We start from the raw sequence: 11,006 nt of genomic DNA, 5'->3' as shown, positions 1-11,006 counted from the left end.
CGAGCTCAAGCAAACATACGCTGTGATGAATCAGTTACGGGAAACCATCAAAACCCGTGACTGGCCCAACTATAATCAAGCCTTTCACCACCTGCAAGGCTGCTCGGAAGAAATGTTGGCAGTCCTCCAAACCTTGGCAGTTCATCGTGATGAAATTGGCAACACTTTTACTCACCATTACACCAACGGGCCTTTAGAGGGTTCCAATAATAAGATTAAAGTCATTAAACGAACTGGATTTGGTTACCGAAACTTCTTCAGATTCCGGCTCAGAGTACTGTTTGCTTTTCGAGTTCATACAAAAAGAGCTCTAATCACCAAGTGATTAGAACTCCAATATTTTGTTCACCAACAACAGTTGACGAAGAACCATAAAAGAAATTGGCATTTTAAAGGGCGTCACGTTCATTGTCATTTGCAATGAATGTGACGCCCTTTTCAAAACTATTTTCTATGATGTCCATCATCGTTTAACGACCCGGTATCCTCATCATGCTTGGAAGTATCCAAGATACCCTCAGTTAACCCAGAATCCTTGGATTGGCCATTCGAAGTAGGTGCAGCTTTCTTCTCGATCTCTTCTTCGCTTGGGAGATGTTTCATAATGGGAAGATTGATTTGAAAAATTGAGCCGGAACCAAGGGAGCTTTCGATCGAAATATTCCCATGGTAGGCTTCAATCAGTCTGTGGGCAATTGAAAGTCCCAATCCGTTACCACCCTTGTCACGACTACGGGCCTTATCAACCCGATAAAAGCGATTGAAGACCTTTTGCTTATCTTCCTCAGAAATCCCTTCACCAAAATCTTGAACAGCAATATTAACCATTGCCATTGAGGTTGACAGTGACAGGTGGACTTCCTTTCGCTTAGTTGAGTACTTGATTGCATTATCCAAAAGAATGACCAATACCTGTTCCAAACGGTTCCGATAAATTTTGACGTAGACATCACCATCGGTGTCATCATCAAAGGTAAAGGTGAAGTCGGGATGAATCATTTTGAAATCATTATAAACCTGTTCAAATACTTGGTTAACATCGGTAATTTCTTCACCGTAGTTAATTTCAATCTGTTCAGCTCGGGAAAGATCCAACATTTCAGAAACTAAGCTTTTCATCCGATTGGTTTCCTGCAGTGAAGCCTTCAAGGATTCTTCCAAAACTTCCGGATCATCTTTTCCCCACCTCAGCAGCATATCAATATGTCCTTGAATGACCGCAACTGGTGTCCGAAGTTCATGGGAAACATCTTCCACAAATTGTTGCTGCTGATCAATATAGCGTTGAGTTTGATCCAACATTCCGTTCAACAGCTCTGCCAGGTCGGTTAACTCGTCGTTGGATCGAAAGGCAGGGACCCGTGCGTCAGAGTCGGGATCACTTTTAACTTCATTAATGGTTTTTTGAATATCATTAATTGGCCGCAATAATTCCTGCGCCAAGATATAAGCAAAAATCATCGTCAAAAGGACGGAAATGAGCACCAAAATCACCAAAATCACCAGCAACTTGTTGGCAGTCGCTCGATAATCATCCAACTGATCGGTCACCTGCGCATAGCCAATCAACGAACCGTTTTTCTTTGAAAGCAACGGCTCGACTCCGACGAGAATTTGGCGACCACGATGTTTGGTGGTAAAAATTTTCCGTTTGCTGGCAGAATAAAAGGTCGCCGTGCCCTTGCGTGATTCAAACAGTTCTTTGCCATTCACGCTGTAGACATTAACTAAAATATTATCCCTGGAAAAGTTGACAATTAACGAATTGGAATATAAATCGTTGCCATCAGCCTGAGTACCCTGATCATTACTGTTGGTGATCTTCGGTTTCAAATATTGAGCCACGTCCCGTTTTGTCAAAGGAGAGGCATAATTTGTCAACCGGGAAGAAACTGTACTCAAGGTATTATCAATGTGTGAACGTTCCTGTTGAAATAAAACATTTGTGAATCGATTAAAAAGTAGTCCAGAGAAAATAACAACAATCGCTAAAACACCAATGGACGTAAAAAACGCCCACTTCCATTTTAGCGATGTTTTTCTTCTCTTTGGTTGTGTGTTGGGTTGGTTCATGACCGCATCACGTACCCCGTACCCCTAACAGTTTGAATGTAACTATTCTCACCCGGACGATCGATTTTGTTTCGGAGATATCGAATGTAGACGTCAACCACATTGGTTTCAACTTCAGAGTCGTATCCCCATACCTTGGTCAACAGGACATCTCGGGCCAAGACAACGTCAACGTTTTCCATCAAAGTGAGCAACAATTCATATTCGCGCTTTGTGAGGTTAATCACTTCATCACCACGACGAACAATTCGGCTTTCTTTTTCAATCGTTAAATCTTTGAACGTCACTGATTTTTTGTTGTTTTTCTGTTGATCATTTTCAATTTGAATTCGACGAAGTAAGGCCCGAATTCGCGCTAAGAGTTCCTCAATTGCAAAGGGTTTAACGATATAATCATCCGCACCGTGGTCGAATCCGGACACCCGATCAATGACAGAATCGCGTGCAGTCATCATGATAATCGGTGTGTTCTTCTTTTCACGTAATCGGCGGGCAACCTCCATACCGTTAAGTTCCGGTAACATTAAATCAAGCAGAATGACATCGAAATTCTCATCCAACGCTGCCTGTAGGCCAGTTCGCCCGTTTAACTCAACTTGGGTGTCATAGCCTTCGTGCTTTAACTCCAGTTCGACGAAACGTGCTAAATTCTTTTCGTCTTCAATAATCAAAATTCGACTCATAAATGATCAGCTCTCCTATAAAGTATCTTAATTTGTTTATTAGTAACGTAGAAACCTTTTAACATAACTCTCATTTTACCATAATTATGAGAGTTTTAGTCTTTTACTTTAATAAAAATTAGAAAAACGGCTAAAATGGGCTGGAAATATTTTTCATTTACAAACTATTTGTGTACAAATTCACTTGATAACGACCGTTGAGACGTTTATAATGAACTTGTTTGAAAATATATTATAAAAAGGATGATTAACCCTATGAAAGCTGCTGTTGTAAGAGACCCTGTTGATGGATACGTTGATATTAAAGATGTTAACTTACGCCCGATTCACGAGGGTGAAGCATTAGTTAAAGTTGAATATTGTGGATTATGTCACACTGATCTGCATGTCGCAGAAGGTGATTTTGGCAAGGTCCCTGGCCGAATTATTGGTCATGAAGGTGTCGGAAAAGTTATTCAAGTTGCCGACGACGTTACTAATTTGAAGATCGGCGACCGCGTATCAATTGCCTGGTTCTACAGAGGTTGTGGCCATTGTGAATATTGCATCACTGGTCGTGAAACACTATGTCGCAACGTTCAAAACTCAGGCTACACCGTTGATGGTGCAATGGCCGAGGAAGTTATCGTCCCTGCAGATTATGCCGTTAAGGTTCCTGAAGGACTTGATCCAGTTGAAGCAACTTCACTCACTTGTGCCGGCGTCACAATGTACAAGGCACTTAAAGTCGGAGACACTCGTCCTGGCCAATGGGTTGAAGTAGTTGGCTGTGGCGGTCTTGGTAACTTGGCTGTTCAGTATGCTCATAATGTCTTCGGTGCTCACGTTGTAGCCGTTGATGGTAACGAGCAAAAGCTTCAAGCAGCCAAAGATAACGGTGCCGACATCACCATTAATCGTCACGATTCGGACGTTGCTGAACAGATTCAAAAGAAGGTTGGCGGTGTTCACAATGCCCAAATTACTGCCGTTACAACCGACGCCTTTACGACTTCTGTTAATGCATTGCGTCCAGACGGTAAATTAGTTGCCGTTGCCCTTCCTAAGGGTGATATGGCACTTAATATTGATAAGACTGTTCTGGACGGCATTCAAGTTGCCGGCTCACTGGTTGGTACTCGTCAAGATCTTGCCGAAACCTTCCAGTTTGGTGCTGAAGGTAAAGTCAAACCAATTGTGAAGACTCGTCGACTTGATGAAGTGAATGATATCATTGACGAAATGAAAGCCAACAAGATTGTTGGTCGAATGGTTGTCGACTTCACTAAATAATTGTAGCTGAACATCTATTTTCTTAAAAATTGAGGGTAGCTAGCGAAATGATTTCGTTAGCTACCCTCTTTTTATATGTATATAAAAAACCAATTTAGAATCCATGGCGTTCTAAATTGGTTCCTCATTACTTGTTATCTTTGATAACTTTACGGCCTTTGTAAAAGCCTGATGGTGATACGTGATGTGGCATGGTGTATTCACCGGTCTTTGGGTCGAGGCTCAAATTAGGAGTCGTCAACTTGATGTGACCGCGACGCATGCGCTTTTTAGCTTTAGAAGTTCTACGTGCTGGTGTAGCCATTCTTTTTCCCTCCTCGTCAAAATAAAATATCCACTAGTGAAATTTTAAGTCCAGCTATCTTGAATCACGGTTCTTAAAAAAGTTCTTCAATTCTGCCAGACGTGGATCAACAGTTTTTAACTCTGCCTTCTGCTTACTGTAGTCATCGACGGACATAACATCCCAATCGTCACCACTTGGCATCTCTTTGCCCGCAAGCTCTTCAGGAGACAGGACGTGCATAGGAATATGCAAAATCACATTATCAACGACGGCTCTCTGCATATCAACCATGTCATCTTCATCTAATACAAAAACGACATCATCTTTGCCATACCGTGATTCAGCAGCCTTTGAAGGAACATAGAATTCCTCAACCGTAAAATCAAGCGGCAGATCAACAGGGGTCAACGAGCGAGATGATGGCACCACTAACTTCCCAATAATATGAGTGTCAATGATCACATCACCGCGATCGGCAAAAGCAGTCCCTTCAACTTGAAAGTCGGATGCATCGATTACTTCATCGGCATATCGATCCAGCAAATCGGCTTTAATTTGAAGGTTCTCGTTGAACGTGAAAGGATCAGTATCTGAGTACTTTTGCAAGTCTCTAAAGTACCATTTCAATATAATTCCTCCAATGCAACAAAACTTATTATACCGGCAACAAATAGGCTTGTCAAGGCAATTTCCTTGATAGGAGTTTACCGATTATTCAACAATGATTGGATGTCGATAGTAATCTTGAGACAAGCCATTGATCATCTGAGTCAACATCCCACCCCGAAAGTCCATTTGGATCGTGTCAGCAACAACATCGTCAGTCACTTTCGTAATCAGCGGAACGTCAAGGTGCCCCTTGATCTGATTCAGATATCTTTGGCCCATCGTATTGAAGCCAAGCAGCCGGACATACGTGGCTGTCTGAAGCATATCATGAGAGGCTGCGTGTAACAAGACATAAGTACACAGGCGTTGGATACGTGTGTACGTGTAACGCTTGGTTTTAACCAGATGGAGAAATTCGGTAAAGCTTTCAGCTTTAATTGCCGCGCGTTTTAAGCGATATTCAATCCCCTCAGTCATCTGGTAGATTTGATGAAGCTTCTCAATCGGATTCTCAACCAACTCGAACCTTAGGAATGGCCAAAAATCTTGCCAGGTGAGCATTTGGTCATTTTTAAGCATCGTGGTCGTACCGGTTGGAACAACTCGATCGGCGGCTGCCAAATCATGTTCAATGACGGCTTGACGGATCGCCGTCGCACTGGCAATTCGACTCGCATGGCTGATTCGGGTTGCATCATGCTGACTACCCATTCGCTGAATGGGTACTAGGGCGAGCGGATTGCCAGCTTCAGCATTGGCTTTGGCGTACCCGAATCCCAAAATATCATTAGGCTGATTTAATCGAATGCCGGTTTCGTTAAATAAAAAATCTTGGAAAACGGATGCATACGGTCGATCAAACTTTTTGAAGTCGGCCGGATTTTCTGGTTGATGATCGGTCAACACCTGGTAGTCCATCTGCGGATGTTCAGCACCAAAGGCCAGCCATTGACACTTTACTTTAGCAGCCAAATCAACTGCCCCTTTTGAAAATAAATGCGAAGGCTGGACAGCAGAAAACTCCGGCAATTCAATCACCAGATCAACTCCACCCTGTAAGGCCGCCTTTGTTCGCTGCCATTTATCGTAGGCTGCTGGTTCACCCCGCTGCAGCCAATTGCCGCTCATAATCGCGACGGTCACGTCTGCACCGGTTGCCTGCTTTGCCTGCTTAAGCATATATAAATGTCCATTATGAAAGGGATTGTATTCTGAAACAATCCCGACTGCCTGAAGCATTTTCTTTGACTTCCTTAATCTTTTCCGGTACTAAAGAACCACCGCTTGGTTTGCTGAACAAAAGGCTGGTCGCCAAAATCAGTACTGCTCAGTGTCACCAAGAAGCCTGCCTGTGACAGCAAATCCTTAATCGTTGTGTCATCATACGCCCGCTCACGGTGGATTTCGTTATAAGCATCATACGCGTCCTTCTCCTCATTATATTGGAAGAAGTTCAATTCATGCTCAACGGACATTGGCGCAAAGTCACCCTCGTAGCTGGTCCACATGAAGGCGGCATCTTCACTACGGTAGTTGTACATATACCCAGGATAAACCTCGGTTGCCTGATAAGGCGAAATCACGTCAAATAGAAACTGGCCGTCAGGATTCAAATGGTCATACACTGCTTTAAAAGTTGTCTGCAAATCTTTTTGATCAATCAGATAATTCAGTGAATCATCAAAACAGCAGATTAAATCATATTGATCGAGACCCTCGAGATTTCGCATATCAGTTTGAATAAAGGGCACGTCAACGTTTGCCGCGCGTGCTCTTTGCTCAGCAATTGTCAGCATGTCCTCTGATAGATCTGCTCCGGTAACCTGAAACCCCATTTGGGCTAATTTAATTGCCAAACGGCCGGTTCCACAAGCAAGATCCAAAATTTTGATTTCTGAAGGCTGCTTTTGAATGATCTTTGCCTTAGTCACAACAAAATGGGCCCAACGATCATAGAGAGTTACGTCAAATAAATCATCATAAAATTTGGCGAATTCTGTATAGATCATTATGCCTCCACCCATGAATCGATATTAACAATTGGGGCGTCCGACCATAATTTTTCCAAATTATAAAAATCACGGACGTCTTTCTGGAAAATGTGAACGACCACGTCGCCTAAATCAATTAAAATCCAGCGGGCAGTATCCTTCCCAGAAACGCTATAGACATGGACATCGGAAGCTTCAACCTGGTCGACAACTTCATCAGCGATCGCTTTGACCTGTCGATTGGAAGCTGCATCAGCGATGACAAAATAATCGGCCATCAGACTCACCTTTTGCATATCAAGAACAACGATATCGTTTGCTCGTTTACTGTCCGCAGCCCGAACAACGACTTCTGAAATTTCTTTAGTGTTCATATTTACTCCTTAATCTATTCCTGAGCTCGGAACCCAGCTATTATAAGTGACAATTGTCTGTGGGAAAACCGGCTTGTTATGGGTAACTAAATAACTCAATGTCTGTTTAGTTTGATAAGCAACCCCATCTTGCAGATTGTTCCTGGTAATCTTTCGTGCTTCATCGACGCCAGGAAATGCTCGACCGGGCTCAATGTAATCTGCCATGTAAACAATTTGTTCTAATGGCGTCATGTACTGGTGTCCAACTGTATGGTACCTGACGGCGTTTAAAATATCAATATCATTGATCTGCAACTCATTTTTAACGAATAACCAGCCGACCACTCCGTGCCAAATTGCATTGCCATAATTCAGTAATTCAGGATCTAATTGATAGTCCTTGATTGCTTGAATGAAGTCAGCATCTGGACGCTGCTTGGCATAATCATGAACCAATCCACCAATTGCCGCTTTTTCAATATCAACGCCATTTTGCTCGGCTAAATCCATGGCAGTTTGTTCGACGCGTAAGCAGTGCTGATAGCGGTGATCCGTGAGGGCAGCCCGTAATTTAGCAACCAACTCGTCACGGGTATAAGGAACGAAATGGCCATGATAGCTTAGCTGATCATTTTCCATATAAATGGTTCTCCTTTATATAATGTTCAACGGCAGCCGGCACCAGATATTTAATGGATTGGTGCTGGCGCATTTTGGAACGAATCAGTGATGATGAAATATCAATAAACGGCACATCAACCCAGATGACCGGATATTTGGAAGCTGGGGTATACCCATCACGCTTGACGCCAACAAACGACACTAATTTGATCAAGTCGTCAATGCGATACCATTTAGGCAAATAGTTAACCATGTCACCGCCGATGATAAAATAATATTGATTCTCTGGATGTTGTTGCGTCAACTGCTTCATGGTGTCGTATGAATAACTGACCCCACCACGCATAATCTCAGCCATTTCAATGGCAAACTTGGGATTGTCCCGAATAGCGCAATTGATCATGGCCACCCGATCTTTAGCGTCAATGGCAAACTTTTTGTCAACATGTGGTGGATTGGCATCCGGCATAAAATAAACCTTGTCGAGGCCAAGTTGATCTCTCACCTGTTCGGCAATGATTAAATGACCATTGTGAATTGGATTGAAGGTCCCGCCCAAGAGGCCAATCCGTTTGCCGTTTTGTTTGGTAATCGTTTTAGTCTGTGTTAATGTTTCAACATGATTCATGACGTTGCTCATAGTGCCTTACCTCTAAATTGCCAAAACTTCATTGGATAATTTTTGCTTACTTGGATCTTTGGATGGTTTGAAGAGTACCAACGTCTTACCGATGGTCTGAACCACCGTGACATCGCTTTTGGTTTCAATATAGGTCTTAATGTCATCAACGGTCGCTGTGGCATTCTGTAAGACATTGATTTTGATGAGTTCTCGCGTATCAAGTGCCTTTTGAATCTCATCAAGCCAAACAGTTGAAAGGCCGCTTTTACCGACCTCAAAGATTGGCCGCATGCGGTTGGCATTGGCTCTTAAAAAGCGTTTTTGTTTTCCTGTTAATTTCATAAATGCCTCTTTAGTTAAATCATTGCGGGGCGCATCAAAACAGATACGCCTTTAGGAGCCCAGCCTGTAACCGAAACCCCTTCTGGAATCGTTACCCAACCCAGACCTTCAATCACCAAATCACTCTTTTCAGTTGATTTGAATTCATGGGGCTCCAATGCTGGAAAATCAGCCTTTTGGTCCTCAGTTGGTGGGGCCAGAAAGGAACCGACATGGGTCGCGTAAAACTCGTCGGCATTTTCCAATTTCGTACGGTGAATAAACAAATTATTTTCAGCATACACAGTGAATCCGTGGCGCTTATCACCGGAATTGTAATCAAAACGGGCCACTCCCGCGAAGAAAAGTGTTTGACCAGGATTCAACTGGTAACCTTTAGGCTTGATCGTTTTTTGTGGTGTCACCAGATTTAATTCTTTGCCAGATAAATGGTGAGCCATTTGCTCAGGCTGAATGATCCCTGGTGTATCCACCAGGTTATGACCATCGTTCAAAGGAATGTCGATCCGATCCAAAGTCGTCCCGGGAAAACGGGAAGTGGTGATCAATTCCTTGATCCCAGTTGATTGGCGAACAATTGAATTAATTAAGGTTGATTTACCAACGTTGGTAACACCAACCACGTAAACATCTTTTCCTTGACGATACTTTTCAATTTGATCCAACAAATGATCAATATCAAAGTTTGTCTTCGCAGAAATCAGTTCAACGCCAATTGGCCAAATGCCAGCAGCATTAGCCTGTTGCCGCAGCCAATCCTTCACTTTGTTGTGCTTCAAAGCCTTGGGCAAAATATCCAGCTTGTTCCCAACTAACAGGACCGGATTATTACCAACAAATCGATGGAGGCCGGGAATGAGACTTCCGTTCACATCAAAAATATCGACGACATACACGATCAAGGAGTCCGTATCAGAAATACTGGTTAACAGCTTTAAGAAGTCATCGTCTGATAAACTGACGGGCGCAATTTCATTATAGTGTCGAAGTCTAAAGCAACGCTGACAATAGACTTCCCCATTTTCAAGCCCCTTCTTCAAAGCAGATTCCGGAGTATATCCGAGTGCGTTCTTGTCAGTCGTCTGGACAGCTGCCCCACAGCCCACACAATGAACGACTTCACCGTCAACAATAACTTCATTATTTGCCATAATTCCTCCTATTTCCAATGTAAGTCAGGATATTTTTTTGATAATTTATTCCAAACGATCTTTTCAAAGTAACGGTTGATGGTGGTATTCCACGCATCGTCACGCACCAGTGGCTTGACCAAAATACTACGAACACCGCAACGATTAGCTGCAACGACATCAGTCATCAATTGGTCTCCAATCATGACGGTGTTGCGTTTTTGCAGATTAAATTCTTTTAAGGCGTGCTGAATACCAATCGTTAACGGTTTCATTGCCCGGGGGACAAATGGTAGTTCGTAGTCCTGAACGGCACGTTGGATCCGCTTATGACTGTTATTGGATACAACAATCACCTTAATCCCAAATTTTTTATTTTCTGACAACCAGTTGCGTAATGCCTGAGAACCCTTCTTAGAGTTCCAAGGGACCAACGTATTGTCTAAATCGGTTAGAACACAGTTGATATTATGATCCCTCAGGAATTGGGGAGAAATCGTGTAGATATCCCCAATCATCCATGTTGGTTTAAATCGAGACAACATATGTCGCTCCTTAAATATCGTTAATTTATTTAAAAAAACTTCCACCAAACTATCGGTGAAAGTCATTTTAGCACATCAAAATTACTTAAGTGCTTTTTTAGCTTCGTCAGTTAAAGCTTTGAACGCTTCAGTGTCGCTAACAGCTAAATCAGCAAGCATTTTACGGTTCATGTCGATGTTGGCAAGCTTCAGTCCGTGCATAAATTGGCTGTAGCTGAGGTCATTAAGACGTGCAGCAGCGTTAATCCGTGCGATCCAAAGTTTACGGAAGTTACCCTTGTTGTTACGACGGTCACGGAATGCGTATACCTGTGACTTCATCACTTGGTCTTTGGCAGTCTTGAATAAACGAGACTTTCCACCGCGATAACCCTTAGCTAATTTTAAAACACGCTTACGACGTGCATGTGTGACTGTTCCACCTTTTACTCGTGGCATTTTGAATTCCTCCTATAGTTTGAAAAGTAATGATTGAA

Annotated in this window: 15 protein-coding genes; 2 read left to right on the top strand and 13 right to left on the bottom strand. The window is 42.8% G+C overall.

All coding sequences use genetic code 11. The annotated features are described in order from the left end of the window. Positions 1 to 325: transposase (locus LPKJCM_RS06955; protein WP_165758582.1), on the top strand; the 325-nt coding region annotated here is incomplete at its 5' end. Between the two features lie 119 nt (positions 326 to 444). Here LPKJCM_RS06955 and LPKJCM_RS06950 read toward each other — a convergent pair. Together LPKJCM_RS06950 and LPKJCM_RS06945 are read right to left on the bottom strand one after the other, a co-directional pair. Further along, the gene (locus LPKJCM_RS06950; protein ID WP_057963263.1) at positions 445 to 2,073 is read right to left on the bottom strand and encodes a HAMP domain-containing sensor histidine kinase; all 1,629 of its coding nucleotides are present in this window, start codon (positions 2,071 to 2,073) and stop codon (positions 445 to 447) included. Beyond that, the gene (locus tag LPKJCM_RS06945; protein WP_013727999.1) at positions 2,070 to 2,756 is read right to left on the bottom strand and encodes a response regulator transcription factor; all 687 of its coding nucleotides are present in this window, start codon (positions 2,754 to 2,756) and stop codon (positions 2,070 to 2,072) included. The genes LPKJCM_RS06950 and LPKJCM_RS06945 overlap by 4 nt, the downstream gene beginning before the upstream one ends. 255 nt (positions 2,757 to 3,011) lie before the next feature. Here LPKJCM_RS06945 and adhP point away from each other — a divergent pair, with 255 nt between their 5' ends. Continuing rightward, a complete protein-coding gene (gene adhP / locus LPKJCM_RS06940; protein ID WP_057963262.1) occupies positions 3,012 to 4,028 on the top strand; it encodes an alcohol dehydrogenase AdhP in 1,017 nt (338 codons plus the stop codon). Between the two features lie 127 nt (positions 4,029 to 4,155). Here adhP and rpmF read toward each other — a convergent pair whose 3' ends face one another. The 11 genes from rpmF to rplT form a co-directional block, all read right to left on the bottom strand. After that, a complete protein-coding gene (gene rpmF, locus LPKJCM_RS06935) occupies positions 4,156 to 4,332 on the bottom strand; it encodes a 50S ribosomal protein L32 (RefSeq protein ID WP_008856889.1) in 177 nt (58 codons plus the stop codon). Between the two features lie 54 nt (positions 4,333 to 4,386). Further along, positions 4,387 to 4,941: a DUF177 domain-containing protein gene (locus LPKJCM_RS06930; RefSeq protein WP_057963261.1), complete on the bottom strand. Its 555-nt coding sequence runs from the start codon at positions 4,939 to 4,941 to the stop codon at positions 4,387 to 4,389. Between the two features lie 84 nt (positions 4,942 to 5,025). Continuing rightward, positions 5,026 to 6,162, bottom strand: coding sequence for a nucleotidyltransferase (locus LPKJCM_RS06925; RefSeq protein WP_057963260.1), 1,137 nt, complete (start codon positions 6,160 to 6,162; stop codon positions 5,026 to 5,028). 14 nt (positions 6,163 to 6,176) lie between these two features. After that, the gene (locus LPKJCM_RS06920; RefSeq protein ID WP_057963259.1) at positions 6,177 to 6,932 is read right to left on the bottom strand and encodes a class I SAM-dependent DNA methyltransferase; all 756 of its coding nucleotides are present in this window, start codon (positions 6,930 to 6,932) and stop codon (positions 6,177 to 6,179) included. Further along, positions 6,932 to 7,288, bottom strand: coding sequence for a ribosome silencing factor (gene rsfS, locus LPKJCM_RS06915; RefSeq protein WP_057963258.1), 357 nt, complete (start codon positions 7,286 to 7,288; stop codon positions 6,932 to 6,934). The genes LPKJCM_RS06920 and rsfS overlap by 1 nt, the downstream gene beginning before the upstream one ends. 9 nt (positions 7,289 to 7,297) lie before the next feature. After that, complete coding sequence (gene yqeK / locus LPKJCM_RS06910; protein WP_057963257.1) at positions 7,298 to 7,909, bottom strand: bis(5'-nucleosyl)-tetraphosphatase (symmetrical) YqeK; 612 nt, start codon at positions 7,907 to 7,909, stop codon at positions 7,298 to 7,300. Continuing rightward, entirely contained in the window at positions 7,899 to 8,531 is a 633-nt protein-coding gene (locus tag LPKJCM_RS06905) for a nicotinate-nucleotide adenylyltransferase (protein ID WP_057963256.1), read from the bottom strand. The genes yqeK and LPKJCM_RS06905 overlap by 11 nt, the downstream gene beginning before the upstream one ends. Before the next feature lie 12 nt (positions 8,532 to 8,543). After that, a complete protein-coding gene (gene yhbY / locus LPKJCM_RS06900) occupies positions 8,544 to 8,855 on the bottom strand; it encodes a ribosome assembly RNA-binding protein YhbY (RefSeq protein ID WP_057963255.1) in 312 nt (103 codons plus the stop codon). A 14-nt stretch (positions 8,856 to 8,869) separates the two neighbouring features. Continuing rightward, positions 8,870 to 10,006 carry a ribosome biogenesis GTPase YqeH gene (gene yqeH / locus LPKJCM_RS06895; RefSeq protein ID WP_057963254.1) on the bottom strand — a complete coding sequence of 379 codons (1,137 nt, stop codon included), beginning with the start codon at positions 10,004 to 10,006 and terminating at the stop codon, positions 8,870 to 8,872. Positions 10,007 to 10,014: 8 nt separating this feature from the next. After that, positions 10,015 to 10,530: a YqeG family HAD IIIA-type phosphatase gene (locus LPKJCM_RS06890; protein WP_057963253.1), complete on the bottom strand. Its 516-nt coding sequence runs from the start codon at positions 10,528 to 10,530 to the stop codon at positions 10,015 to 10,017. A gap of 81 nt (positions 10,531 to 10,611) precedes the next feature. Further along, entirely contained in the window at positions 10,612 to 10,968 is a 357-nt protein-coding gene (rplT, locus tag LPKJCM_RS06885; protein ID WP_013728012.1) for a 50S ribosomal protein L20, read from the bottom strand. Positions 10,969 to 11,006 lie beyond the last annotated feature (38 nt).

Origin of the sequence: Lentilactobacillus parakefiri (assembly GCF_002157585.1) — a bacterium.
Classification (GTDB): domain Bacteria; phylum Bacillota; class Bacilli; order Lactobacillales; family Lactobacillaceae; genus Lentilactobacillus; species Lentilactobacillus parakefiri.
Note: the sequence above shows the minus strand (reverse complement) of the source record. Positions and strands in the feature narration are given on the sequence as shown.